Genomic DNA, 26993 nt, shown 5'->3' with positions numbered 1-26993 from the left:
AATACTCTGGAAATAAAGCCAAAATAGTTATTGGGAGTTGGTAGAGAAGAAAAAACCAACCCTAGGGCTGGTTTTGTTCTGTCTAGTTTTCTTTCAATTTCGCCAACTCTTGTGCAAGCAGTTGAAGGGCAACTTGTGGATTGGCTTGGCCTTTGGTTGCCTTCATAAGGAATCCTGTGAAGGCCTTGTCTGCGTTGCGTTTACCTGATTTGAAGTCGGCAACGGCAGCTTCGTTATCCGCAAAGACTTGGTGGATAATTGGAATCAAGATAGCTGGATCTGAGATTTGGACCAAGCCTGCTTTTTCCACGTATTCACGCGCGCCACCGCCATTTTTAGCCAGGTGGACAAAGACTTTCTTGGCAATCTTAGAAGAAATAGTGCCGTCTTCGATGATGGCAATCATTTCTACCAAGTTTTCTGGTGTCAATTCGATTTGTTCCAGTGTCTTGCCTTCAGCATTCAAGAATTGAGCGACTTCGCCTTGGAGCCAGTTAGAGACTTGTTTGGCATCGCCACCGAGGGTAACAGCTTTTTCAAAGAAGTCAGAAGTAACTTTGTTTGCAGTCAACTGACTAGCATCGTAGTCTGACAAACCAAGGTCAGATACGTAGCGCGCACGGCGTTCTTTTGGAAACTCTGGCAACTCTGTACGCATTTCTTCAATCCACTCATCAGAGATTTCAAAGAGGGGTAGGTCTGGTTCTGGGAAGTAGCGGTAGTCTGCAGCACCTTCTTTGACACGCATGAGGATGGTTGCTTTGTTAGCTTCGTCGTAACGGCGTGTTTCTTGGCGAATTTGACCACCTGAGCGAAGAATTTCAGCCTGGCGTTGGACTTCGTATTCAAGACCTTTACGGACGTTTGAGAAGGAGTTGAGGTTTTTCAACTCAGTCTTGGTACCGAATTTTTCTTGACCATAAGGACGAAGGGAAATATTGGCATCCACACGCATCGAACCTTCTTCCATCTTAACGTCAGAAATGCCAGCGTACTGGATAACTTCCTTTAGGGCAGTTAGATAAGCATAGGCTTCTTCTGGGGAACGCATGTCGGCTTCGGAGACGATCTCAATCAATGGCACCCCTTGGCGATTGAGGTCAACATAGGAGTAGCCATCTGTACCGTGGGTGTTTTTACCAGCGTCTTCCTCTAGGTGAGCACGTTCGATACCGATTTTCTTGGTCGTACCGTCTTCTAGCTCCACTTCAATCCAGCCGTTGTAGCCGATTGGTTCATCAAACTGAGAAATTTGGTAGGCTTTTGGATTATCAGGGTAGAAGTAGTTCTTGCGGTCAAAGTGCATCTTCTTGTGGATGTCCATGTTTAGGGCAAGAGCTGCCTTGATACCGGCATCGACAACACCTTTATTGAGAACGGGAAGTACTCCTGGGAAAGACCAGTCAATCACGTTGGTGTTGGCATTTTGGTCATTTCCAAAGTGGGCAGAAGTAGGTGAGAAGATTTTTGAATTGGTGTTGAGCTCTACGTGGACTTCAAGTCCAATGACTGTTTCAAAGTTCATTAGTTGTCACCTCCAAAAATCACAGGTTGTTGTTTGTGGTAGTCTGTTGTCGCTTCAAAGGCAGCAGCAGCTTGGTAAATGGTTTCCTCAGAGTACTTAGGACCAATCAATTGGAGACCGACTGGTAGACCTTGAGAGAATCCTGCAGGAATCGAAATTCCTGGGAGACCTGCCAAGTTGACTGGGATTGTCAAAAGGTCAGCCAAGTACATGGAAACTGGATCGTGGTTGAGTGAGTCCAAATCATAGGCAACGCTTGGAGCAGTTGGCCCCAAAATCAAGTCGTAATCTGCAAAGACGTTTTCGAAATCTTGAATGATAAGGGTACGGACTTGACCAGCTTTCTTATAGTAGGCATCATAGTAACCTGATGAAAGGCTGAAAGTACCTAGCATGATACGGCGTTTTACCTCTTCACCGAAACCTTGGCTACGGCTGTTTACATAGATTTCATCAAGATTCGTCGCATCATCTGCGCGGTAGCCGTAACGGATACCGTCAAAGCGTTGCAAGTTTGATGAGGCTTCTGATGAAGCGATGATGTAGTAAACGGCAACACCGTATTTAGAGTGAGGAAGGCTGACTTCTTCGACGATAGCACCAAGTTTTTCAAAGTGTTTGGCTGCATTCAGGATGGTTTCTTTAACCTCTGGGTCAATCCCTTCACCAAGGTATTCCTTAGGCAAAGCAATTTTCATGCCCTTGATGTCTTGCCCGATTTTTGAAGTAAAGTCAGCAATGCGGACAGGAGCAGAAGTAGAGTCTTTGGCATCTTCGCTGGCAATAGCGTTGAGCAAGAGGGCATTTTCTTTAACAGTTGGTGCAAAAGGTCCAATCTGGTCTAATGAGCTACCGAAGGCAATGAGACCGAAACGTGAAACTGTTCCGTAGGTTGGCTTGAGACCAACAATCCCGTTGAAGGCGGCAGGTTGGCGGATGGAACCACCAGTATCAGAACCAAGTGACAAGCGAACTTGTCCTGAAGCTACAGAAGCCGCAGAACCGCTTGATGAACCACCAGGAACCTTGCTATGGTCCCAAGCATTTTTAGTCGCACCGTAGTGAGAAGTCTCACCTGAACCACCCATGGCAAACTCGTCCATGTTGGTTTTCCCTACGACAATCATGCCTTTAGATTTTGCATTGGAAACGGCTGTCGCATCAAAGATAGGCTCGTAGTTGTAGAGCATTTTTGAGGCAGCAGTTGTGAGGATACCGTCTGTAGAGATATTATCCTTAACAGCCAGTGGAATTCCTGAAAGGACATTATCCGCGTCGATTCCAGCTTCATCAATAGCCTTAGCTTGGGCAAGGGCTTGCTCCTCAGCAATGGTAACAAAAGCGTTGATAGCTTCCTCTCGAGACTTGATATCTTCAAGTGTTGCTTGGGTCAATTCAGTAGCTGAAATCTCCTTAGAGACAAGGAGATTGTGCAAGTCTTCAATGGTTTTATTGTTAAAAGTCATTAGGCATCTCCTCCATCATCTAGGATAGCTGGTACCTTGATATAGTAGTTTTCTTTTTCAGGTACGTTTTTAAACAGGCGGTCACGGTCTGTTCCTTCTTCAGCCACATCCGGGCGGAGCACGGTCTTGCGGTCTGCCATGGTCGTAGTAGGTGCAATACCAGTTGTGTCGACTTCGCCCAGCAATTCAACCATGTCTACAATCTTAGACAAGGTTGTCGCAAAGGCAGCAGTTTCTTCTTCAGAGAATCTTAATTTTGAAAGATTGGCAACGTGTGTTACCTCTTCTTGCGTAATTTTCATCTTGCATCCTTTCGTGAAATGATGATTTTTAGTCTGTTCTATTTTACCATATTTTCCTATAAATAAGGGTGGTGAAAGTAAAAAAAAGACAGGCAGAGGATAGAGAAAGGAGATTGAGGATGATTTATTTGAAAAGAGGATTTCAAAAGGAAGATGATATGGTACAATGGTTTAACAGAGAAGTGAAGATGGTAGTTACGAAATCGAAAGGATGGTGATGCTTATGTGCAGAACCTGTAAATTCTTATACTCAATGAAAATCAAAGAGCAAACGTGAACTGGCGTAACTATATTTGTCCCCCTCTGATGCTTTGACACTATGTTTGTAGCTGGTAACTTTGTTATCACATTCCTGAAGTTCATCCTTGAATTAGTAAAAGAGACAAAAAATAGCCGTTCTAGCTTTAGAGAGTTAACGAGCTATTTTTTAGTTATGTAATTACAGCCACTGTCTTAAACGGCCCTTCGGGGTGTTGTTAGCGCAACACCTTTTTCTATATTTAGAGTAACATTTATTTGGGAAATTGCAAGGGGAACTGTTCTATTTTAGCAGTGCTTGACATAAAATAGAAATTGAAAAAAATGTCAAAATCCGATATAATGGAGAGTTGAAAGGAATGGTAAAATCCAATGTAACATCATTCTTAGCTATATGAAACAACCAAAAATAGAGAATCAAAGAAAGAGAACTTATGACTATTCAAGAAGAAATCAAGAAACGCCGTACCTTTGCCATTATTTCTCACCCGGACGCGGGGAAAACAACCATTACTGAGCAGTTGCTCTACTTTGGGGGCGAGATTCGTGAGGCTGGTACGGTAAAAGGAAAGAAAACAGGGACTTTTGCCAAGTCTGACTGGATGGATATCGAGAAACAACGTGGTATTTCGGTAACCTCATCTGTCATGCAGTTTGACTATGATGGCAAGCGCGTCAACATCCTTGACACCCCAGGGCACGAGGACTTCTCAGAAGATACCTATCGGACCTTGATGGCGGTGGATGCTGCGGTCATGGTCGTGGACTCTGCCAAGGGTATCGAGGCCCAAACCAAGAAATTGTTTGAGGTTGTGAAGCACCGTGGCATCCCAGTCTTTACCTTTATGAACAAGCTGGACCGTGATGGCCGTGAACCACTAGATCTCTTGCAAGAACTAGAAGAAGTCCTAGGTATTGCAAGTTATCCAATGAACTGGCCAATCGGGATGGGGAAAGCTTTTGAGGGCTTGTATGACCTCTATAACCAACGTTTAGAGCTCTATAAAGGGGATGAGCGTTTTGCTAGTCTAGAAGAAGGGGACAAGCTCTTTGGAAGCAATCCTTTCTATGCCCAAGTTAAGGACGATATCGAACTGTTGCAAGAAGCAGGAAATGAATTTTCTGAGGAGGCTATCCTTGCTGGAGAATTGACACCGGTCTTCTTCGGTTCAGCCCTCACTAACTTTGGGGTGCAGACCTTCCTTGAGACCTTCCTTAAGTTTGCTCCAGAACCACACGGACACAAGAAAACAGATGGCGAAATTGTGGATCCTTATGACAAGGATTTCTCAGGATTTGTCTTTAAAATTCAAGCTAACATGGACCCTCGTCACCGAGACCGTATCGCCTTTGTGCGTATCGTATCGGGTGAATTTGAGCGAGGTATGAGTGTCAATCTGCCTCGTACTGGTAAGGGTGCCAAACTATCTAATGTTACCCAGTTTATGGCGGAAAGTCGTGAGAATGTGACAAATGCTGTTGCAGGAGACATCATCGGGGTTTACGATACCGGTACTTATCAGGTTGGAGACACCTTGACAGTTGGAAAAAACAAGTTTGAATTCGAACCACTGCCAACCTTTACACCTGAGATTTTTATGAAAGTTTCTGCTAAGAACGTCATGAAGCAAAAATCCTTCTACAAGGGGATTGAGCAATTGGTGCAAGAGGGAGCCATTCAGCTTTACAAGAATTACCAAACAGGCGAGTACATGCTAGGCGCTGTTGGACAACTCCAGTTTGAAGTCTTTAAGCACCGTATGGAAGGCGAGTACAATGCAGAAGTGGTCATGAGCCCAATGGGTAAAAAGACCGTTCGTTGGATTAAGCCTGAGGACTTGGATGAACGGATGTCCTCAAGCCGCAATATTTTGGCCAAGGACCGCTTCGACCAACCAGTATTCCTCTTTGAGAATGACTTTGCCCTCCGCTGGTTTGCAGACAAGTATCCAGACGTAGAGTTGGAGGAAAAGATGTGATTCAGTAAGCCTACTTGATTGCAAAGCAATCTAAGTAGGCTACGGGAAGTCTTATTAGACTTGCCTAACTGCCTCACTAACTGAGTTTTACAAATGGAATCGATTCGTAAAACTCAGTGTCGTAGTTCAGGAAATTTACTTATTTGTGTAACAATCTAAGTAACTAACGCCAAGTTTCTATGGAACTTGGCTAGGCGCTCCACTAGTAAAGTTTTACGAATATTATCGATTCGTGGATTTTTTCCCTAATAGATAGGCAAAAGATTTTTCTAATTACTCTCTAAATTCTGCATAGAATAAGGTAGGCTGGACTAATTTCTGTGCAGTAAAGATAATTGGAGTTAAGGGAAAATAAGAACCTCAGAAGTGTTCACCTTTTGTGAATTCTCTGAGGTTCTTTGCGCTCTAGTTTCCATATTTTCGGTAAAAATCGACCTTGACCTGGATGAAGGTTTCGGCTTCGCGTAGTAGCTGCAGGAGGGTAGCACGGGTCTCAAACTCCTCACGTGTTTTAGGGAGACTCCGATTGCGGAAGACTTGCAGATAGCCTTCGATGTCATCAAGTAGGTCATGAGCAGGATTGGTCTGACTTAGCTGGGCAGCAATCTTCGAAAAGAGCTGGGCCAAAATCAAACTCTCGCTTGCGGCCAGATGACAGGTATTGATCTGCTGGGCCATATTTCGCAGGATACGACTTTGTCTCTGTCTCATCTCAAAGTAGTGGATGTGGTAGTCCGTCTGGTGAAAGAGGTGGTCCGAGTGATCCAGGTAGACTAGTTTGAGAGCTTCATCGAGGAGCTTGTCTAATTCATCAACGAGTTGGGCTTGATTGCGTCCGTCTCCCCTCGACAGATAGTATTTAAAACGAAGCAGGATGTCTTTTAATTTTTCTTCGACCTGAAGATGGTAGCTTTGGATGGCTTTCTCGCGAGAGGGCATGTAAAGGTTGACCAATAGAGCAAAGCTTGTCCCGATGAGAAAGAGGAGCACTTCATTAAGCAAGAGCTCTGGGGAAGTAGACTCCTGTACCAAGAGATGACCGACCAAGACACTACTAGGGGTGATGCCGATTTCCCAGCCCATTTTGTAAGAAAGAGGGACATAGAGAGCCAGATAGAGGCCCAGGCTCCAGATGTGAAAGCCTGTCAGTTGAAAGGCTAGAACACCAATAGCGAGCGCAAGGAGCATGGAAAAGAGGCGGTTACGTGCTAATTTCAGCGTGCTTCTGCGTGTGTCGGAGAGGCTTAAGAGGGCGATAATTCCAGCTGAAATTGCTGATGATAAATCTAAAAAATAAGCGAGTAAACAAGCGAGACAGGTCGCTAAGATCAGTTTTGTCGTACGTTGAGTGAGGGACATGAAAATTTCCTAAACGAATAGAATCAAGTATTTAACGAGGAATCAGAGACTAGGGACGAAGTTTTCGGTTTGTAGCATACTCGGTAACTGCTGTAAAGAGGACATCTGTTGAAGAGTTCAGAGCTGTTTCGCAGGAGTCTTGCACGACCCCAATCACAAAGCCGACTCCGACAACCTGCATAGCCAAGTCGTTGGAAATTCCAAAGAGGCTACAAGCGACAGGAATGAGGAGAAGTGACCCCCCAGCAATCCCAGAAGCACCGCAAGCAGAAATGGCAGCCACTACACTGAGTACAAATGCTGTCCCAAAGTCTACCGAGATTCCGAGTGTATTGACAGCAGCCAGAGTCAAGATATTAATGGTAACGGCAGCGCCGGCCATGTTGATGGTTGATCCAAGCGGGATGGAGACAGAGTAGGTATCAGGATTCAGTCCCAGGTCTTGGCAGAGTTTCATATTGACAGGGATATTGGCAGCAGAGCTACGAGTGAAGAAAGCTGTAATACCACTGACGCGTAGGCATTTCAAAACAAGGGGATAGGGATTTTTCCTCATAAAGAGAAAGGCGATGAGTGGGTTGATGATGAGAGCAACAAAAGCCATGGTGGCGATCAAGAGTCCTAGGAGGACACCGTAGTTAGCCAGACTAGCAATGCCTTTGTCAGAGATAGTCTTAAAAACCAAGCCTAAAATCCCAAAGGGAGCTAGATTGATAATCCATTCTACGATTTTAGAGGTGACATCCGCCATAGTTTTCAGTAATTCTTTACTGTGTTTACTTGCCTCTCTCATAGCCAAGCCAAAGATGACTGCCCAAGAGAGAATCCCGATATAATTGGCTTCAACAATAGCATTTAGAGGATTGTCCACCAGTTTGAGCAAGAGATTGCTGAGGACTTGACCGATACCGTCAGGAGCAGCAACTTCTGTATTTGCGCTGGTCAGGGTGATTTGCACAGGCAGTAAGAAACTAGCTAGAACGGCTACCAATGCAGCAGCAAAGGTTCCGAGTAAGTATAGGAAAATAACCGTCTTCATATTGGTATTTTGCCCCTTTTGGTGTTGGGAAAGGGCATTGGCAACAAGGGCAAAAACCAAAATAGGAGCGATGGCTTTCAGTCCGCCTACAAAGAGGTCTCCAAGCAGACCAATTCCTGTAAGGCTTGGAAAGAGCATCCCCAATGTAGCTCCCAAAATCATTCCAATAATGATTCGTTTGATAAGGCTTGCCTTGGTCCAGGCTCTAATGATTCGTTTCATAGCAGTCTCCTTCAAAATGTATTGTTTATAATTATAGTATAAATATGCTATAGAGGCAAGTGATATTTTGAAAATAGGAACGATAATTGAATAATTATGAAAGAAAAGAGAACGACGATTTTATGGTATAATAGGAAAAAGGAGTTTTATATGCAAGATTTTTTTCAACGCTATTTTGATAAACTTGATTTAACAACCATATTAGAGAATCTCTTGACCAAGGTGATTTCTCTTTTGATTTTGTTTTTACTATTTTATATAGCTAAAAAGATGCTTCACGCTACTGTCCGAAAGATTGTCAAACCCTCACTTAAATTTTCAAATCGAGATGCAGGAAGACAAAAGACCATTTCGCGTTTGCTGGAGAATGTCTTTAACTACATTCTTTATTTCTTTTTAATCTACTGCATCCTGTCTATTTTGGGCTTGCCGGTTTCCAGCCTCCTTGCTGGGGCAGGGATTGCTGGGGTAGCCATTGGTATGGGGGCGCAAGGCTTTCTATCCGATGTCATTAATGGCTTCTTCATCCTTTTTGAGCGCCAGCTTGATGTGGGTGATGAGGTGGTCCTCACAAATGGACCAATTACCGTCTCTGGAAAGGTCGTTAGTGTAGGAATCCGTACAACACAACTGCGCGGTGATGATCAAGCTCTTCACTTTGTTCCTAACCGCAATATTACCGTTGTTAGTAATTTATCCCGTACTGAATAGTCCGACTATTTTAGCAGATTTGTGGTACAATAGAAGGAGTTTGGTAAAGGAGAGAGTATGCTATTTGTAGAGAAAAAATTAGGTCACGATCGTACTTGGATAGACCTTGATGTGGACAAGATTAAAAATATGGAAGATCTTTCTGACATCTATGGATTGGACAAGGAAACCATCGAGTATGCTCTGGATAGAAATGAACGAGCCCACATGGATTATAACCGTGAAACGGAGACGGTAACCTTCATTTATAATGTTCTTGATTTAGAAAAAGACAAAGAATATTATGAAGCGATTCCGATGACCTTTATCGTTGAAAAACAACGGCTGATTACCATCAGCAATCACAAGAATACTTATGTGATTAAACGCATGGCAACCTACCTTGAAAGCCATGAAATTATTTCAATCTACAAATTTCTTTTTGCCAGTTTAGAGATTATTAGCAATGCTTACTATCCAGTGATTGAAGAGATGGATAAAAGTAAGGATGAAATCAGTGCACTTCTTCGTCAAAAAACAACTAAAAAAAATCTTTTCGCCCTCTCTGACTTGGAAACTGGTATGGTTTACCTGACAGCTGCTGCTAAACAAAATCGTCTCCTCTTGGAACACATCCAAGGGCATGCTCTTTATCGTAATCTTAATGAGGTAGAAAGAGAGCAGTTTGACGATGCTATGATTGAAGCCCATCAGTTGGTTTCAATGACAGATTTGATATCTCAAGTTTTGCAACAACTCTCAGCCTCTTACAACAATATCCTAAATAATAATCTAAATGATAATTTGACAACTTTGACAATTATCTCAGTCTTGCTAGCTATCCTTGCGGTTATTACAGGATTCTTCGGAATGAATGTTCCCTTACCGTTTACAGATGAACCAAATGCTTGGATTTATATTTTGATAGCTAGTCTCATTTTATGGGCAGTCTTAGCTCAATGTTTAAAGAAAATTGCTAGAAATTAAAAAAAGGAGCCAGAATGGCGATTGAAAACTATATGCCAGATTTTGCTGTAGAAGCAGTCTATGATCTGACAGTCCCAAGCCTGCAGGCGCAGGGAATCAAGGCTGTTTTGGTCGATTTGGACAATACCCTCATTGCTTGGAATAACCCTGATGGGACGCCAGAGATGAAGCAATGGCTACATGACCTTCGGGACGCAGGCATCCGCATTATCGTGGTCTCAAATAATACCAAAAAACGAGTTCAACGCGCAGTTGAGAAATTTGGGATTGATTACGTTTATTGGGCCTTGAAGCCTTTCACATTTGGGATTGACCGTGCCATGAAGGAATTCCACTATGAGAAAAAAGAAGTGGTCATGGTCGGCGACCAGCTCATGACGGATATTCGCGCAGCCCATCGTGCAGGCATTCGCTCAATCTTGGTCAAACCCTTGGTCCAACACGACTCCATCAAAACGCAGATTAACCGAGCTCGCGAGCGCCGTGTCATGCGAAAAATCACTGAAAAATACGGACCGATTACATATAAAAAAGGAATTTAACTATGGAAGAAATTCTCTGTATTGGTTGTGGAGCAACCATTCAGACGACAGACAAGACTGGTCTTGGTTTCACTCCCCAGTCGGCACTCGAAAAAGGTTTGGAGACTGGCGAAGTCTATTGCCAACGTTGTTTCCGTCTCCGCCACTACAATGAAATCACAGATGTTCAGTTGACAGACGATGATTTCCTCAAACTCTTGCACGAGGTAGGAGACAGTGATGCCTTGGTGGTCAATGTCATTGATATTTTTGACTTTAATGGTTCTGTCATCCCAGGCTTGCCACGCTTTGTATCGGGCAATGATGTCCTCTTGGTTGGAAATAAAAAAGATATCCTGCCCAAGTCAGTTAAACCAGGCAAGATTAGCCAGTGGCTTATGGAACGTGCCCATGAAGAAGGACTTCGTCCAGTAGATGTCGTCCTGACTTCAGCTCAAAACAAGCATGCCATTAAGGAAGTCATTGACAAGATTGAACACTACCGTAAGGGCCGTGATGTCTACGTGGTCGGTGTGACCAACGTTGGAAAGTCAACTCTTATCAATGCCATTATCCAAGAAATCACGGGTGACCAAAATGTCATCACGACTTCGCGCTTCCCAGGGACAACCTTGGACAAGATTGAGATTCCGCTTGACGACGGATCTTATATCTACGATACACCAGGGATTATCCACCGCCACCAGATGGCCCACTACTTGACGGCTAAAAACCTCAAGTATGTCAGCCCTAAAAAGGAAATCAAGCCCAAAACCTATCAGCTTAATCCTGAACAAACCCTGTTTCTAGGTGGTCTTGGACGGTTTGACTTCATATCAGGAGAAAAGCAAGGATTTACCGCTTTCTTTGACAATGAACTCAAACTCCATCGTACTAAGCTAGAAGGAGCAACTGACTTCTATGACAAGCACCTTGGAACCCTCCTCACACCACCAAATAGCAAGGAAAAAGAAGATTTTCCAAAACTAGTCCAACATGTCTTTACCATCAAGGATAAGACAGACCTAGTCATCTCAGGCCTAGGCTGGATCCGCGTAACAGGCAGCGCCAAAGTCGCCGTCTGGGCACCAGAAGGCGTCGCCGTCGTCACACGAAAAGCCATTATTTAAAATAAAATCACTGAGCGAACAAAGTGAGCTCATACAGAGATAGTTATTGCCGTGGTGTGATTGCCAATCTTTTAGATTGGCAAAGGGCACAATTGAGACCAAGGCTCAATTGTGAGGTCAGGAAATCCATTTTTCAAAGATGAATTCTTTGGAAAATTAGTTCCGACCGTCCCTCACCACCTAAAATAACTATCAAAAAATAAGGAAGAAAATTATGTCATTAACATCAAAACAACGTGCCTTTCTCAACAGCCAGGCACACACCCTCAAACCTATCATCCAAATCGGGAAAAATGGACTTAACGACCAAATCAAAACCAGCGTCCGCCAAGCTCTTGACGCTCGCGAATTGATCAAGGTAACGCTCTTGCAAAATACAGATGAAAACATCCACGAAGTAGCTGAAATCTTGGAAGAAGAAATTGGTGTAGATACTGTCCAAAAAATCGGACGCATCTTGATCTTGTTTAAGCAATCCAGCAAGAAAGAAAATCGCAAGATTTCTAAAAAAGTCAAAGAAATCTAAAACCCTACTCCAAACAACTGTTTTTACAGAGAATTAAAGGAAGACGAGCCTATGGCAATCGAATTATTGACTCCCTTTACCAAGGTAGAGTTGGAGCCAGAAATCAAGGAGAAAAAACGCAAGCAAGTCGGGATTTTAGGGGGGAACTTTAACCCCGTTCACAATGCCCATCTGATTGTTGCAGACCAAGTACGACAACAGTTAGGACTGGACCAGGTCCTGCTCATGCCCGAATACCAACCTCCTCACGTGGATAAAAAAGAAACTATCCCTGAGCACCATCGTCTCAAGATGCTTGAATTGGCAATAGAGGGGATTGAAGGTCTGGACATTGAAACCATTGAGCTAGAGCGCAAGGGTATTTCCTACACCTATGACACCATGAAGATTTTGACCGAGCAACATCCAGACACGGATTATTACTTCATTATCGGGGCTGATATGGTGGACTATCTGCCTAAGTGGTACCGAATTGATGAGCTGGTCGACATGGTTCAGTTTGTTGGAGTTCAGCGCCCACGTTACAAGGCAGGGACTTCCTATCCAGTTATCTGGGTGGATGTGCCTCTCATGGACATCTCGTCCAGCATGGTGCGTGACTTCATTGTCCAAGGTCGGAAGCCTAACTTTCTCCTACCTCAGCCAGTGCTAGACTACATCGAGAAGGAGGGGCTTTACTGATGGCATACCAAGACTATATCAACTGTTCCCGAGAGGCTTTGTTGGAAAGAATGGCAGAGCTTCTGCCTGAAAAACGTTTAACCCATTGTTTGGGAGTGGAGCGTGCAGCTATAGAGTTAGCGGAGAGATTTGGAGTCGATGTTGAGAAAGCTGGTCTAGCAGGCCTTCTTCATGATTATGCTAAAAAGTTGTCAGATCAGGAATTTCTAGACTTGATTGACCGTCATCAGCTAGACCCTGACCTTAAAAATTGGGGCAATAATGTCTGGCATGGTATGGTTGGAATTTACAAGATTCAGGAGGATTTGGATTTGCATGATCCAGAAATCCTGCGAGCCATTGAAATTCATACAGTCGGTGCTGGTCAGATGACAGATCTAGACAAGGTTATATACGTTGCAGACTATATCGAGCATAACCGCGCCTTTCCAGGGGTGGATCAGGCGCGTGAAATTGCTGAGCTATCGCTCAATAAGGCAGTGGCCTACGAAACAGCTCGTACCGTTGAGCATCTAGCTCATCAGGGGTTCCCCATCTATCCCCAAACCCTTGAAACCTATAACGCCTTTGTGCACTATTTGAAAGAGGACTAAATGAACGAAAAAGAATTACTAGAACTAGTCGTGAAAGCGGCTGATGAGAAACGTGCGGAAGATATCCTCGCACTTGACGTACAAGAATTGACCAGTGTGACAGACTACTTTGTTATCACTAGCTCAATGAATAGCCGCCAGTTGGACGCTATCGCTGACAATATCCGTGAAAAAGTAGCGGAAGCAGGCTTTAAAGGCAGTCATGTCGAAGGTGATGCAGCTGGAGGCTGGGTTTTACTAGACCTCGGTGGTGTTGTTGTGCATATCTTCTCAGAAGAAATGCGTGCCCATTATAACCTAGAAAAACTATGGCATGAGGCGGAGTCAGTAGATTTATCTGAAACTTTATAGTCTTTTCCTTTATCTTTTATTACGGCGTTAACTCATTTTGCCTAACTCTAGTTATGCCTGCAATTCGTTGCCTAGTACTAAAAGCAAACGAAAAGACTATAGCGTTACAATTGAACTCAGTTGCAGGCAACTGGGTTTCTTTGCTTATTTTAAAAGAAATTGATGGAAAGGTGAGGGCGACGTGTTTGGTTGATCTTGAAACTGAACACGAGCTAAAAGCTGTGAGAAAAAGAGTAACTTCCTTTGTATCTGACGATACAGCAGAAAGTTTCCTATTTTCTCCTTGCTTTTAACGCTCTTTGTATCTTAGAAAGGATTTGAACCCGTCCTGTAATCGTCGGAAAATAGATAGCCTTCCTTGGAGCTCGGCTCCATCGTCAAGCTCCTAATTTTCATTCCGATTACGGGCGGACTTGGTATCATGATTATGGCAACTTATGAAACCTTTGCGGCTGTTTACGATGCTGTGATGGATGATAGTTTATACGATAAATGGACGGATTTTTCTCTGCGTCATTTGCCTAAGACCAAGGAGAGAAAGAAACTTTTGGAACTGGCTTGTGGGACAGGTATCCAGTCTGTCCGCTTTTCTCAAGCTGGCTTTGATGTGACAGGACTTGACTTGAGCGCGGATATGCTGAAGATTGCTGAGAAGAGAGCGACTTCGGCCAAGCAAAAGATTGACTTTATTGAAGGCAATATGCTGGATTTATCCAAGGCTGGTAAATATGATTTTGTGACTTGTTACTCTGACTCTATCTGCTACATGCAGGATGAGGTTGAGGTAGGAGATGTCTTTAAGGAAGTGTATAATGCCCTCAATGAAGACGGCGTTTTTATCTTTGATGTGCATTCGACCTACCAGACAGATGAAGTTTTTCCAGGCTATTCCTACCATGAAAATGCGGAAGATTTTGCCATGCTTTGGGACACCTATGAGGACGAAGCTCCTCACTCCATCGTGCATGAGTTGACTTTCTTTATCAAGGAGGCTGACGGTTCATTTAGTCGCCACGATGAAGTGCATGAGGAGCGGACCTATGAGGTTTTGACCTATGATATTTTGCTGGAACAGGCTGGTTTCAAGTCTTTCAAACTCTATGCGGACTTTGAGGACAAGGAGCTGACAGAAACCAGCACCCGTTGGTTTTTTGTCGCGCAGAAGTAGGAGATGTAGTTTATAATGGTTTGGATGTTTTTGGGATATTTTTTATTTTATTTAGTGAAATTTTATTATAAAACATGGAATACGAAACAAATTAGTGTTTTTTTAAATTCAATAAAGAAAAATTTAAAGGAAATGTATTCAAGCGACTGGGAATTTTTTAGTAATCAGTCATCGTCAGCAAAAATAATCAAAATTTTATTGTCCGTGCTAGGAGTGATAATTGTAGTCATCTTATGTTGTTTATACATAATCAGATTGCTATTGAAATATCCAATTTCATTTCTTAATAAGATATTAGATACAGAGAAAGAAAATGGTTTTGAGTTTTTAAAATACGTTATATTTCCAAGTATTTCAGCTTTTTCTTTTGTAAAATACTCGCAATCAGTAAAAACTCATAGTAATGTGTTGGAATTAATTATAAAATTTTATTGTGGAATTTCAAAAACAATATCGGATTATCAATTAATAATATTAATTATGATCTTATTTTTATTTGTTTCACCCTATCTGTTGAAGTTTATCACAAAGAGAGAATCTAAAATAACAAAAGATGTTTTCAATTATTTTTCTATATGGCTTCAATTTATTACAATTATGTTCTTATTTATTTTAATAGTTGGAACTTATTTTCTTTTATTAGAAGATTTAAACAATAGTCAGATTGATTCATATACAATCATCCCAATATTTATTGCAGGGTGTATGACTTGCTCAAAAATTATTATAAAATTTCTAACCACTATAAAGGGAGTATAAACATTATCTGTATAGTGGAAAAAAATATTAGCTACTATGAACGGAGGTGGTACAGATGACCATCACAGGTATTATCGCGGAGTTCAATCCTTTTCATAATGGCCACAAATACCTGCTTGAGCAGGCGGAGGGACTGAAAATTGTTGCCATGTCTGGGAATTTCATGCAGCGTGGAGAGCCTGCTATCGTGGACAAGTGGACTCGGGCTCAGATGGCGCTGGAAAATGGAGCGGATCTGGTAGTGGAATTGCCCTTTTTAGTCAGTGTTCAGGCGGCAGATTTCTTCGGTCAAGGGGCTGTGGATATCTTGGCTCGCTTGGGTATTGATAGACTAGCTTTTGGGACAGAGGAAGTTCTGGATTATCAAAAAATATCTGACTTATACACAGAACAAGGTACCGAGATGGAGAATTTTGTGGAAAATCTGCCTGATTCCCTCTCTTATCCCCAGAAAACCCAAGCCATGTGGAAGAAATTTGCTGGTCTTGATTTTTCAGGCCATACCCCCAATCATGTTCTGGCTTTGGCCTATGCCAAGGCGGTTGCGGGACGTAGAATCAAACTCCATCCGATTCAGCGTCAGGGAGCTGGTTACCATTCTGTAGACAAGGCTGTGGACTTTGCCTCGGCGACAGCCCTCCGTCAGCACCAAACAGATCAAGATTTCTTAGAACGCTTTATGCCTTCTGTTGCCCTCTTTGAGCAGGCGAGTAAGGTAAGCTGGGATGACTATTTTCCATTTCTCCGCTATCAAATCTTGTCAAATCCAGACCTAACAACCATCTATCAGGTCAATCAAGAAATGGCTGTGCGCATCAAGGATGCCATCAAGACAGCCCAGTCTGTTGACGAATTGGTAGAGGCGGTTGCGACCAAGCGTTATACCAAGGCGCGTGTACGTCGCCTCTTGACTTATATCTTGGTGCAGGCCAGAGAAAGCGACTTGCCAGAAGGCATCCATGTCCTTGGATTTACTGGAAAAGGCAGAAAACATCTAAAGTCTCTGAAAGAACAGGTCTCTCTAGTCAGTCGAATTGGCAAAGAACCTTGGGATGCCATGACCCAAAAAGCAGACCAGATTTACCAACTAGGACAGCCAAGCATCGTAGAGCAGAATTTCGGAAGAGTGCCGATTAGAATAGAAACAAACTAAGTCTACTGAAAGGTAGGCTTTTTTGCTTCGTTTTTCGTGGAAATTTAAATTTTTAAAGATTCTTAATTTTACTTGAAAATCTAAGGAATTTCTCCTAAAATTCACACAAAACTCTTCAATTTGGGTTTGTGAAAATCGGTTTTTTATGATAGAATATTAAGGAATGTATGTCATTCGATAAACAAATTTAATGAGGTAAAAACATGGAAATCATGACACTTGCGATTGCTGTTTTTGCCGTCATCATTGGTTTAGTCATTGGATATGTCAGCATCTCAGCTAAGATGAAATCATCTCAAGAGGCTGCAGAGTTGATGCTTCTAAATGCTGAACAAGAAGCAACTAATTTACGAGGACAAGCTGAGCGCGAAGCGGATTTATTGCTAAATGAAGCCAAGAGCGAAAGCAAGTCTCTTAAAAAAGAAGCACTATTGGAGGCCAAAGAGGAAGCCAGAAAATACCGTGAAGAAGTGGACGCTGAATTTAAGTCAGAACGTCAGGAGCTCAAGCAAATTGAAAGTCGTTTGACGGAGAGAGCTGCGAGCCTTGACCGCAAAGACGACAATTTGACGAACAAAGAAAAAACACTTGAACAAAAAGAACAAAGTATTTCTGATAGAGCAAAAAACCTTGATGCACGTGAAGAGCAATTAGAGGAAGTCGAAAGACAAAAAGAAGCTGAACTTGAACGTATCAGTTCCCTTTCCCAAGCTGAGGCTCGAGATATTATCTTGGCTCAGACAGAGGAAAACTTGACTAAGGAAATTGCTAGCCGCATTCGTGAAGCTGAGCAAGAAGTCAAGGAACGTTCAGACAAGATTGCTAAAGATATCTTGGTGCAGGCTATGCAACGTATCGCTGGTGATTATGTAGCGGAGTCAACAAACTCTACAGTTCACCTACCAGACGATACCATGAAGGGACGCATTATCGGTCGTGAAGGACGCAATATTCGTACCTTTGAAAGTTTGACAGGGGTCGATGTGATCATCGACGATACACCGGAAGTGGTGACCTTGTCAGGATTTGATCCGATTCGTCGTGAAATTGCTCGTATGACCATGGAAATGTTGCTCAAGGATGGCCGTATACACCCAGCTCGTATCGAGGAGTTGGTGGAGAAAAACCGTCAAGAGATTGACAATAAAATCCGTGAATATGGAGAGGCTGCTGCCTATGAGATTGGTGCGCCAAACCTCCATCCAGACTTGATGAAGATTATGGGACGTTTGCAGTTCCGTACTTCTTATGGACAAAATGTCTTGCGTCATTCGATTGAAGTCGCTAAGTTGTCTGGTATCATCGCCAGTGAACTTGGTGAAAATGCAGCTCTTGCCCGTCGTGCTGGATTCCTTCATGACATCGGGAAAGCTATTGACCGCGAGGTTGAAGGCAGCCACGTTGAGATTGGTACGGAGTTGGCTCGTAAGTACAAGGAACACCCAGTTGTGGTGAATACGATTGCTAGCCACCACGGCGATGTGGAAGCCGAAAGCGTCATTGCAGTGATTGTTGCTGCAGCAGATGCCTTGAGTGCAGCGCGTCCAGGTGCTCGTAGCGAGTCTCTTGAAAGCTATATCAAGCGTCTCCATGATTTGGAAGAAATCGCCAATGGCTTTGAAGGAGTGCAAAATAGCTTTGCCCTTCAAGCAGGACGTGAAATCCGCATCATGGTTAATCCAGGACAAATCAAAGACGACAAAGTCACAATCTTGGCTCACAAAGTTCGTGAGAAAATTGAAAACAATCTCGATTACCCAGGAAATATCAAGGTAACCGTGATCCGCGAACTTCGTGCAGTAGATTATGCTAAATAAATAAGAAAGAGCAGTTGAAAAATTACTGCTTTTTTGTTACACTAGATAGAAAGACTGTAGAAGGATAACTGATGCTATCATCAGTATCCGAGAGAAATTTCACTTTATTTCACAGACTAATTAAAGGAGACATAATGGCAGACCGAGGCTTGCTAATCGTTTTTTCTGGTCCTTCAGGAGTTGGGAAAGGAACGGTTAGAAGAGAGATTTTTGAGAGTTCTGAGAATCAATTTCAATACTCTGTATCGATGACGACACGCGCGCAACGTCCTGGTGAAGTGGACGGAGTGGACTATTTCTTCCGTACTCGTGAAGAGTTTGAAGAGCTGATCCGTCAAGGTCAGATGTTGGAATATGCAGAATATGTCGGTAACTACTATGGAACTCCTCTAACCTATGTCAATGAAACTCTGGACAAGGGAATCGATGTCTTTCTTGAAATTGAAGTCCAAGGAGCCCTTCAGGTTAAGAAAAAGGTTCCAGATGCTGTCTTTATCTTTCTAACGCCACCAGATTTGGATGAATTGCAAGATCGTTTGGTAGGTCGTGGAACAGATAGCGCTGAAGTGATTGCCCAACGAATCGAAAAAGCCAAGGAAGAAATTGCTCTCATGCGTGAGTATGATTATGCCATTGTCAACGATCAGGTGCCCCTCGCTGCTGAGCGTGTCAAGCGTGTAATCGAAGCAGAACACTTCCGTGTGGACCGTGTCATTGGTCACTACCAGGAGATGTTGCCAAAATCTCCAACTACTCGATAAACTATAGGAAACAGGTACAAGCAAATGATGTTAAAACCCTCTATTGATACCTTGCTAGACAAGGTACCATCAAAATATTCACTCGTAATCTTGGAAGCAAAGCGTGCCCACGAACTAGAAGCAGGAGCACCAGCAACTCAAGAGTTTAAGTCTGAGAAATCAACTCTTCGTGCTTTGGAAGAAATCGAGTCTGGAAATGTAACCATTCACCCAGATCCAGAAGGAAAACGTGAAGCGGTTCGTCTCCGTATCGAAGAAGAAAAACGCCGCAAAGAAGAAGAAGAAAAGAAAATCAAAGAGCAAATTGCTAAAGAAAAAGAAGATGGTGAAAAAATTTAAGGTTGGGGGGACTCAATCTTATTTTTTCTATTGCTAGAATTTACTGACAAGAAGGAGGTGAGAAAATGGCGATCGCAAAGATTATCGTGGATGTTCCCCTGATGCAGACGGACCAGCCCTATAGTTATAAGGTCCCTGAAGAATTTGTAGACATGCTAGAAGTCGGTATGCGGGTTCATGTCCCCTTCGGCAAAGGCAATCGTTTGATCCAAGGGATTGTGTTAGGCTTGGAGTTCCAGTCAGATGAGGAAGAAGCTGATCAGGACTTGAAGGAGATTGCAGAAGTCTTAGACTTTTCTCCTGTTCTCACCCAAGAGCAACTCTGGCTGGCTGAGGAACTACGCAAGTCAGTCTTTTCTTACAAAATCTCCATTCTAAAAGCTATGCTTCCAGGGTTTTTAAACTCCAGTTATGATAAGATTCTCTATCCTCTGGAAGGTCTGAGCCAGGCAGACCGAGAGCGCTTGTTTGGTTCAGAAGATTCGCTAGCCTTTTCTTCTCTGGATTTGGCCAAACAGGCAGAAATGATGCGCTTGACTAGAAAAGGTCTGCTCCGCTTAGAATACCAGGCTGTCGATCAAAAGAAGGTCAAGACCCAGTCTTGGTATGAGGTTGATGATACTCAGCTAGAGAAGATTGAGATTTCTGCGCGTGCCAAGAAAAAGGCAGAGCTGAGAGACTATTTGCTGTCTCATCCTGAAAGTGCTCCTCTGGCTAGCTTGTTAGAATCCTACTCACGCGAGCAAGTCAACTTCTTTGTAGAACAAGGTGCTGTGTCCATAGTCCAAAAGGAAGTGCAACGCTCAGCTGCTTATTTTGAAGGTATTGAAGCAAGTACACCTTTGAAATTGAATCCTGAACAAAGACAGGCGCGTGATGCCGTTGTCAGTGCTATTGGCAGTCAACAGCCTCCATTCCTCCTTCAAGGGATTACAGGAAGTGGGAAAACTGAGGTTTACTTGCAGATTATCCAAGGGGCCTTGGACAAGGGGAAGACAGCCATTTTACTGGTACCTGAGATTTCTCTGACGCCACAAATGACGGAGCGTTTTATTGCTCGATTTGGTGAGAAAGTGGCTATTCTTCACTCAGGCCTGTCCAATGGTGAAAAGTACGACGAATGGCGCAAGGTTGAACGTTGCGATGCCCAAGTTGTTGTTGGTGCCAGATCAGCTATCTTTGCTCCTTTGAAAAATCTAGGCGTCATAATTATCGATGAAGAGCATGAGGCTAGCTACAAACAAGACAGCAATCCCCGTTATCATGCTAGAGAGGTAGCCATTTTACGAGCCCAGTACAATCAAGCAGCCCTAGTCCTTGGCTCAGCAACACCGAGCTTAGAAAGCCGTGCGCGGGCTGGAAAAGGAGTCTATCAACACTTACGCCTGACCCAACGGGCCAATCCTTTGGCCACTATTCCTGAGGTTCAAGTGATTGACTTTCGGGACTATATTGGGCAGAATGAGACGTCAAACTTTACGCCTCCTTTGCTGGAAGCCATTCAAGATCGCCTGGATAAAAAAGAGCAGGTTGTTCTCATGCTCAATCGTCGTGGTTATTCTAGCTTTGTTATGTGTCGGGAGTGTGGGACGGTAGATAGCTGTCCCAACTGTGACATTTCTCTCACCCTGCACATGGATACCAAGACCATGAACTGCCATTACTGTGGCTTTTCTAAGGGAATTCCTCATGTCTGTCCCAACTGTCAGAGCCGCAGTATTCGTTACTATGGGACGGGGACTCAGAAAGCCTACGATGAGCTAGCAGAGCTTTTTCCTCAGGCCCGCATTCTGCGGATGGATGTGGATACGACCCGTAAGAAAGGCAGCCACCAAGCTCTTCTTGACCAGTTTGGCCGAGGGGAAGCAGATATCTTGCTGGGAACTCAGATGATAGCCAAGGGCTTGGATTTTCCAAATGTGACCCTAGTCGGAGTGCTCAATGCAGATACGGCCTTGAATCTGCCTGATTTCCGTTCTTCTGAGAGAACCTTCCAACTCTTAACTCAGGTGGCTGGTCGGGCAGGACGTGCGGAAAAAGCTGGGCAGGTCTTGATTCAGTCATACAATCCTGAGCACTATGCCATTCGATTTGCCAAAGACCAAGACTACGAAGGTTTTTACACTTATGAAATGAGTATCAGACGCCAACTCGGCTATCCGCCTTATTATTTCACTATTGGGATTACTCTCTCTCACAAGAAAGAAGAGGAGGTTATCAAACGTGCCTATGAAGTTATGGGGATTTTGCGCTCAGGTTTATCGGAAACTAGTAAAATCCTTGGACCAACGCCAAAACCCATCGCCCGTACCCACAACCTTTATCATTACCAGATTTTGATTAAATACCGTTTAGAAGATGAGCTAGGTCCAACTCTCAATCAGGTCTTGGCCTTGACTCAAGAACGGGAAAATAGCGAGCTTCGTCTCAGCATTGACCATGAGCCGCAGCAATTTTTATAAGAAGGAGAAGAAATGACAAAACTAATCTTTATGGGGACTCCCGATTTTTCAGCGACAGTTTTGAAGGGGTTGTTATCAGATAAACGTTACGAGATTCTAGCTGTTGTGACCCAGCCAGACCGCGCTGCCGGCCGTAAAAAAGTGATCCAAGAAACCCCAGTCAAGCAGGCTGCCAAAGAAGCTGGCCTTCTCATCTACCAACCTGAAAAATTATCTGGAAGTCCAGAGATGGAAGCTATTATGAAGCTAGGAGCAGATGGGATTATCACTGCTGCTTTTGGGCAGTTTCTCCCAAGTAAACTCCTTGATAGCATGGATTTTGCGGTCAACGTTCACGCTTCCCTCCTTCCAAAACACCGCGGTGGCGCACCCATTCATTATGCCTTGATTCAAGGGGATGAGGAAGCTGGTGTGACCATTATGGAAATGGTCAAGGAAATGGATGCAGGAGATATGATTTCTCGTCGCAGTATTTCTATCACAGATGAGGACAATGTCGGCACCTTGTTTGAGAAATTAGCGATTGTTGGTCGTGACTTGCTTTTGGACACCCTGCCTGCCTATATTGCTGGGGAGATCAAACCTGTGCCTCAGGACCCAAGTCAGGTCACTTTCTCGCCAAATATCAAACCAGAGGAAGAAAAGTTGGACTGGAATAAGACTAACCGTCAACTCTTCAACCAAATCAGAGGGATGAATCCATGGCCTGTTGCCCACACTTTCCTTAAAGGCGACCGCTTTAAGATTTATGAAGCCCTGCCAGTAGAAGGTCAGGGAGCTCCAGGTGAGATCCTCTCTATTGGTAAGAAAGAATTGATCGTTGCAGCGGCTGAAGGAGCTCTATCTCTCAAGCAAGTGCAGCCAGCTGGGAAGCCTAAGATGGACATTGCTTCCTTCCTCAACGGAGTGGGACGGACATTGACTGTAGGAGAACGATTTGGTGACTAAAGTAGAAACGGCTAGAAGTCTAGCTCTAGCAGTGCTAGAGGATGTTTTGATGAACCAAGCATACTCAAATATTGCTTTAAACAAATACCTCAAGGGGAGTCAACTCTCAGTAGCAGATAAGGGGTTGGTGACAGAGATTGTCTATGGAACGGTAGCCCGAAAACTCACTCTAGAATGGTACCTGTCCCACTTTATCGAAGATCGGGATAAGCTAGATAACTGGCTCTATCTCCTGCTTCTCATGAGTGCCTACCAACTCCGCTATCTGGATAAGATTCCAGACCATGCTGTGGTTAATGAAGCGGTAGGACTAGCCAAAGCCCGTAAAAAAGGCAGTGAAAAATTGGTCAACGCTGTCTTGCGTCGTATTTTGCGAGAAGGCTGGCCAGATGTTGACAGCATCAAACGCAAAAATAAGCGTGATTCCATTGCCTATTCTCTCCCAGTTTGGCTAGTGTCTAAACTTAAGGAAGAATACGGTGAAGAGCGAGCACAAGCTATCTTTGAAAATCTCTTGGTGCGTAACAAAGCCAGCATCCGGGTGACCGACTTGAGTCGAAAAGAGGAAATCAAAGCTTTGTTAGAGGCGACCGATTCCCCTTTGGCAGCTACTGGTTTGGTCAAGGAGCAAGGCCACTTTGCAGGACATGATTTGTTCGCAGAAGGGGCTATAACTATCCAAGACGAATCCAGTCAACTAGTTGCTCCGACTCTTGATTTACAAGGTGATGAGCAGGTCCTAGATGCCTGTGCCGCTCCGGGTGGGAAAACAGTCCATATGGCTTCTTATCTCACATCCGGTAAGGTGACGGCTTTGGATCTTTATGATCATAAGTTGGACTTGATCCAAGAAAATGCCCAACGCCTGGGAGTAGCAGATCGAGTGCAAACGCAAAAATTGGATGCCAGAAAAGTGCATGAGTTTTTCGGTCGGGACTCTTTTGACAAGATTTTGGTAGATGCTCCCTGTTCTGGGATTGGACTTTTACGCCGCAAACCAGATATCAAATACAATAAAGAAACAGCAGATTTTACGTCCTTACAGGAAATTCAGCTGGAAATATTAGGTAGTGTTTGTCAAACGCTACGAAAAGGTGGTATAATAACGTATAGTACCTGTACTATTGTCTCTGAGGAGAACTTTCAAGTCGTTGAGGCATTTTTAGAAAGTCATCCCGAGTTTAAGCAGGTTAAACTAGAACACGAATGCAAAGATATCCTGAAAGATGGCTGCATCCTGATTACTCCTGAATTGTATGGAAGTGATGGATTCTTTATCAGCCAATTTCGCAAGATATCAGAATAGGAAGGAACTGACACAATGGAAATAGCATTATTAACAGATGTGGGTCAGAAACGTACAAATAATCAGGACTATGTCAATCACTTTGTCAACCGTGCAGGACGCACTATGATCATCTTGGCTGATGGAATGGGAGGACACCGTGCAGGAAATATCGCTAGTGAGATGGCGGTAACAGACCTCGGTGTGGATTGGGTGGATACCCAAATTGACTCAGTCAATGAAGTTCGTGAGTGGTTTGCCCACTACCTGGAGATTGAAAATCAAAAAATTCATCAACTAGGTCAGGACGAAGCCTACAGAGGCATGGGAACAACGCTAGAAGCTGTTGCGTTTATTGACAACCAAGCCATCTATGCTCACATTGGAGATTCTCGTATCGGTTTGATTCGTGGAGAAGAATACCACCAGTTGACGAGTGACCATTCTTTGGTTAATGAATTGCTCAAGGCTGGCCAATTGACTCCAGAAGAAGCAGAAACACACCCTCAAAAGAATATCATCACGCAGTCTATCGGACAAAAAGATGAAATCCAGCCTGATTTTGGGATGATTACACTGGAGTCAGGAGATTATCTCTTACTCAATAGTGATGGTTTGACCAATATGATTTCGGCAAGCGAGATTTATGATATCGTAACCAGCGATATTTCCCTAGCAGATAAGGCAGCAACCCTCATTCGTTTTGCTAACAATGCAGGAGGTTTAGACAACATTACGGTTGCCCTTGTTTACATGAACGAGGAGGCGGCAGAATGATCCAAATCGGCAGGATTTTTGCCGGGCGGTATCGGATTGTCAAGCAGATTGGTCGAGGAGGCATGGCAGATGTTTACTTGGCCAAGGATTTGATCCTAGATGGGGAAGAGGTGGCAGTTAAGGTCCTGAGGACCAACTACCAGACGGACCCGATTGCTGTGGCACGTTTTCAGCGGGAAGCGAGGGCTATGGCGGATCTGGACCATCCTCATATCGTTCGGATAACAGATATCGGTGAGGAAGATGGCCAACAGTACCTAGCTATGGAGTATGTAGCAGGACTGGACCTCAAACGTTATATTAAGGAACACTCTCCACTCTCAAATGAAGAAGCGGTTCGGATCATGGGACAGATTCTCTTAGCTATGCGTTTAGCCCATGCTCGAGGAATTGTTCACCGAGATTTGAAACCTCAAAATATCCTCTTGACGCCAGATGGAACTGCTAAAGTTACTGACTTTGGGATTGCAGTGGCCTTTGCAGAGACGAGTCTGACCCAGACCAACTCGATGCTGGGTTCGGTTCATTATTTGTCACCTGAGCAAGCGCGTGGTTCAAAAGCGACCTTCCAGAGTGATATCTATGCAATGGGAATTATCTTCTATGAAATGCTGACGGGTCATATTCCTTATGATGGGGATAGTGCGGTTACGATTGCCCTTCAGCATTTCCAGAAACCACTTCCGTCCGTCATAGCTGAAAACCCATCTGTCCCTCAGGCTTTGGAAAATGTTGTCATCAAGGCAACTGCTAAGAAATTATCTGATCGCTATCAGTCTGTTTCAGAAATGTATGTGGACTTGTCAACTAGCTTGTCTTATAATCGTCGGAATGAACCGAAACTGGTCTTTGACGATGCGAGTAAGGCGGATACGAAGACTTTACCTAAAGTCCCACAAAGTACATTGACCTCGATTCCAAAAGCTCCGGCGCAGGAAGAACGTCCTCAGTCAAAGAAATTAACTCCAGAGCAAGCACCTACGCAAAAGCCAACTAAAAAGCGGAAGTTTAAGGCTCGCTATATGATTCTTTTAGCTAGTCTTCTATTAGTTGCAGCCTCTTTGGTCTGGATTTTATCTAGAACACCAGCAACGATTGCTATTCCTAACGTGGCTGGACAAACTGTTGCAGAGGCAAAAGAAGCTCTTAAAAAATCCAAGTTTGAAGCTGGTGAAGAAAAGTCAGAGGCCAGCGATACCGTGGCAGAAGGACGCGTTATTCGAACGGATCCTGAAGCTGGCAGCGACCGAAAAGAAGGGACCAAGGTCAATTTGATTGTCTCTTCTGGCAAGAAATCCTTCCAATTGAGCAATTATGTTGGACGCAAGTATACGGATGTCGTAGCTGAACTCAAGGAGAAGAAGGTTCCTGAGAATCTAATCAAGATGGAAGAGGAGGAATCCAGCGAAAGCGAACCTGGAACCATTCTCAGACAAAGTCCTGCGGCAGGTACGACTTATGATCTTTCAAAAGCCAGCACAATTACTTTAACGGTTGCTAAGAAAGTAACAAGTGTTTCTATGCCAAATTATATCGGTTCAAGTCTCGAATTTACAAAGAATAATTTGACACAGATTGTCGGTGTAAAAGAGGCCAATATTGAGGTTGTCGAAGTTTCGACTGCTCCTGAAGGCACAGCAGAAGGTACAGTTGTAGATCAAACACCAAAAGCGGGTGAAAAGGTTGACCTTGCTAGCACGCGTATCAAACTTTCCATCTACAAACCGAAAACACCACCGTCAACGTCATCTTCTAATTCTGCACAGCGTGGAAACCAAGGTTCTTCTACAACTCCAAATCAGGGGAACCAACAAGGAAACACTCCTTCAACTAGTCAATCAAGTAGTGAAGGAACCCGTGAAAGTTCTCGAGATTAAACGAATCTTTGTCATGAT

General features: G+C 43.8%; 26 protein-coding genes. 21 read left to right on the top strand and 5 right to left on the bottom strand.

The window, feature by feature from the left end:
- Positions 1-82: 82 nt before the first annotated feature.
- From gatB to gatC, 3 genes are read right to left on the bottom strand one after another with little or no spacing between them, the layout of a single operon-like run.
- Positions 83-1525: an Asp-tRNA(Asn)/Glu-tRNA(Gln) amidotransferase subunit GatB gene (gene gatB, locus ACVX3R_RS07355; protein WP_458794734.1), complete on the bottom strand. Its 1443-nt coding sequence runs from the start codon at positions 1523-1525 to the stop codon at positions 83-85.
- The gene (gene gatA / locus ACVX3R_RS07350; RefSeq protein ID WP_458794733.1) at positions 1525-2991 is read right to left on the bottom strand and encodes an Asp-tRNA(Asn)/Glu-tRNA(Gln) amidotransferase subunit GatA; all 1467 of its coding nucleotides are present in this window, start codon (positions 2989-2991) and stop codon (positions 1525-1527) included. The genes gatB and gatA overlap by 1 nt, the downstream gene beginning before the upstream one ends.
- Positions 2991-3293, bottom strand: coding sequence for an Asp-tRNA(Asn)/Glu-tRNA(Gln) amidotransferase subunit GatC (gene gatC, locus ACVX3R_RS07345; RefSeq protein ID WP_000705416.1), 303 nt, complete (start codon positions 3291-3293; stop codon positions 2991-2993). The genes gatA and gatC overlap by 1 nt, the downstream gene beginning before the upstream one ends.
- Positions 3294-3985: 692 nt before the next feature.
- On the opposite strand from gatC, the gene ACVX3R_RS07340 reads away from it, so the two are divergent.
- A complete protein-coding gene (locus ACVX3R_RS07340; protein ID WP_458794732.1) occupies positions 3986-5530 on the top strand; it encodes a peptide chain release factor 3 in 1545 nt (514 codons plus the stop codon).
- A gap of 405 nt (positions 5531-5935) precedes the next feature.
- On the opposite strand, the gene ACVX3R_RS07335 is transcribed toward ACVX3R_RS07340, so the two are convergent.
- On the bottom strand, positions 5936-6889 hold the full coding sequence (locus ACVX3R_RS07335; RefSeq protein ID WP_458794731.1) for an aromatic acid exporter family protein: 954 nt from the start codon (positions 6887-6889) through the stop codon (positions 5936-5938).
- A gap of 49 nt (positions 6890-6938) precedes the next feature.
- Positions 6939-8150: a serine/threonine transporter SstT gene (sstT, locus tag ACVX3R_RS07330; protein ID WP_458794730.1), complete on the bottom strand. Its 1212-nt coding sequence runs from the start codon at positions 8148-8150 to the stop codon at positions 6939-6941.
- Between the two features lie 150 nt (positions 8151-8300).
- Here sstT and ACVX3R_RS07325 point away from each other — a divergent pair, with 150 nt between their 5' ends.
- From ACVX3R_RS07325 to pknB, 20 genes are all read left to right on the top strand, one after another.
- Positions 8301-8861 (top strand): mechanosensitive ion channel family protein, encoded by a 561-nt coding sequence (locus ACVX3R_RS07325; protein WP_001150568.1) that lies wholly within the window; start codon positions 8301-8303, stop codon positions 8859-8861.
- 57 nt (positions 8862-8918) lie between these two features.
- Entirely contained in the window at positions 8919-9827 is a 909-nt protein-coding gene (locus ACVX3R_RS07320) for a magnesium transporter CorA family protein (RefSeq protein WP_000899718.1), read from the top strand.
- A gap of 14 nt (positions 9828-9841) precedes the next feature.
- Positions 9842-10369 (top strand): YqeG family HAD IIIA-type phosphatase, encoded by a 528-nt coding sequence (locus ACVX3R_RS07315; protein ID WP_033682241.1) that lies wholly within the window; start codon positions 9842-9844, stop codon positions 10367-10369.
- Positions 10370-10371: 2 nt separating this feature from the next.
- A complete protein-coding gene (gene yqeH / locus ACVX3R_RS07310; RefSeq protein WP_458794729.1) occupies positions 10372-11478 on the top strand; it encodes a ribosome biogenesis GTPase YqeH in 1107 nt (368 codons plus the stop codon).
- A gap of 214 nt (positions 11479-11692) precedes the next feature.
- On the top strand, positions 11693-12004 hold the full coding sequence (gene yhbY, locus ACVX3R_RS07305) for a ribosome assembly RNA-binding protein YhbY (RefSeq protein ID WP_000060169.1): 312 nt from the start codon (positions 11693-11695) through the stop codon (positions 12002-12004).
- Between the two features lie 51 nt (positions 12005-12055).
- Positions 12056-12685, top strand: coding sequence for a nicotinate-nucleotide adenylyltransferase (locus ACVX3R_RS07300; RefSeq protein ID WP_458794728.1), 630 nt, complete (start codon positions 12056-12058; stop codon positions 12683-12685).
- Positions 12685-13278: a bis(5'-nucleosyl)-tetraphosphatase (symmetrical) YqeK gene (yqeK, locus tag ACVX3R_RS07295; protein WP_458794727.1), complete on the top strand. Its 594-nt coding sequence runs from the start codon at positions 12685-12687 to the stop codon at positions 13276-13278. Before ACVX3R_RS07300 ends, yqeK begins: the two co-directional genes overlap by 1 nt.
- The gene (rsfS, locus tag ACVX3R_RS07290) at positions 13279-13629 is read left to right on the top strand and encodes a ribosome silencing factor (protein WP_458794726.1); all 351 of its coding nucleotides are present in this window, start codon (positions 13279-13281) and stop codon (positions 13627-13629) included. It abuts the gene before it with no gap.
- Positions 13630-13682: 53 nt separating this feature from the next.
- Entirely contained in the window at positions 13683-13922 is a 240-nt protein-coding gene (locus tag ACVX3R_RS07285; RefSeq protein WP_458794725.1) for a hypothetical protein, read from the top strand.
- Between the two features lie 134 nt (positions 13923-14056).
- Positions 14057-14797, top strand: coding sequence for a class I SAM-dependent DNA methyltransferase (locus ACVX3R_RS07280; RefSeq protein WP_458795684.1), 741 nt, complete (start codon positions 14057-14059; stop codon positions 14795-14797).
- 15 nt (positions 14798-14812) lie between these two features.
- Positions 14813-15556 carry a hypothetical protein gene (locus ACVX3R_RS07275; protein WP_458794724.1) on the top strand — a complete coding sequence of 248 codons (744 nt, stop codon included), beginning with the start codon at positions 14813-14815 and terminating at the stop codon, positions 15554-15556.
- Positions 15557-15611: 55 nt separating this feature from the next.
- Positions 15612-16709, top strand: a complete 1098-nt coding sequence (locus ACVX3R_RS07270; RefSeq protein WP_458794723.1) for a nucleotidyltransferase — start codon at positions 15612-15614, stop codon at positions 16707-16709.
- A 203-nt stretch (positions 16710-16912) separates the two neighbouring features.
- Positions 16913-18526: a ribonuclease Y gene (locus ACVX3R_RS07265; RefSeq protein ID WP_458794722.1), complete on the top strand. Its 1614-nt coding sequence runs from the start codon at positions 16913-16915 to the stop codon at positions 18524-18526.
- Between the two features lie 134 nt (positions 18527-18660).
- Positions 18661-19287 carry a guanylate kinase gene (gene gmk, locus ACVX3R_RS07260; RefSeq protein ID WP_000775041.1) on the top strand — a complete coding sequence of 209 codons (627 nt, stop codon included), beginning with the start codon at positions 18661-18663 and terminating at the stop codon, positions 19285-19287.
- 24 nt (positions 19288-19311) lie between these two features.
- Positions 19312-19626: a DNA-directed RNA polymerase subunit omega gene (gene rpoZ / locus ACVX3R_RS07255; RefSeq protein ID WP_002874282.1), complete on the top strand. Its 315-nt coding sequence runs from the start codon at positions 19312-19314 to the stop codon at positions 19624-19626.
- 65 nt (positions 19627-19691) lie between these two features.
- Positions 19692-22088 (top strand): primosomal protein N', encoded by a 2397-nt coding sequence (locus ACVX3R_RS07250; protein ID WP_458794721.1) that lies wholly within the window; start codon positions 19692-19694, stop codon positions 22086-22088.
- Between the two features lie 12 nt (positions 22089-22100).
- Positions 22101-23036, top strand: coding sequence for a methionyl-tRNA formyltransferase (gene fmt, locus ACVX3R_RS07245; protein WP_458794720.1), 936 nt, complete (start codon positions 22101-22103; stop codon positions 23034-23036).
- Positions 23029-24342, top strand: coding sequence for a 16S rRNA (cytosine(967)-C(5))-methyltransferase RsmB (gene rsmB / locus ACVX3R_RS07240; protein ID WP_458794719.1), 1314 nt, complete (start codon positions 23029-23031; stop codon positions 24340-24342). Before fmt ends, rsmB begins: the two co-directional genes overlap by 8 nt.
- 15 nt (positions 24343-24357) lie before the next feature.
- On the top strand, positions 24358-25098 hold the full coding sequence (locus tag ACVX3R_RS07235) for a Stp1/IreP family PP2C-type Ser/Thr phosphatase (RefSeq protein ID WP_000401532.1): 741 nt from the start codon (positions 24358-24360) through the stop codon (positions 25096-25098).
- Positions 25095-26975 (top strand): Stk1 family PASTA domain-containing Ser/Thr kinase, encoded by a 1881-nt coding sequence (gene pknB / locus ACVX3R_RS07230; RefSeq protein ID WP_458794718.1) that lies wholly within the window; start codon positions 25095-25097, stop codon positions 26973-26975. The genes ACVX3R_RS07235 and pknB overlap by 4 nt, the downstream gene beginning before the upstream one ends.
- Positions 26976-26993 lie beyond the last annotated feature (18 nt).

This window comes from Streptococcus sp. 517s, assembly GCF_054445985.1.
This window is presented reverse-complemented; position numbering and strand designations above follow the sequence as displayed.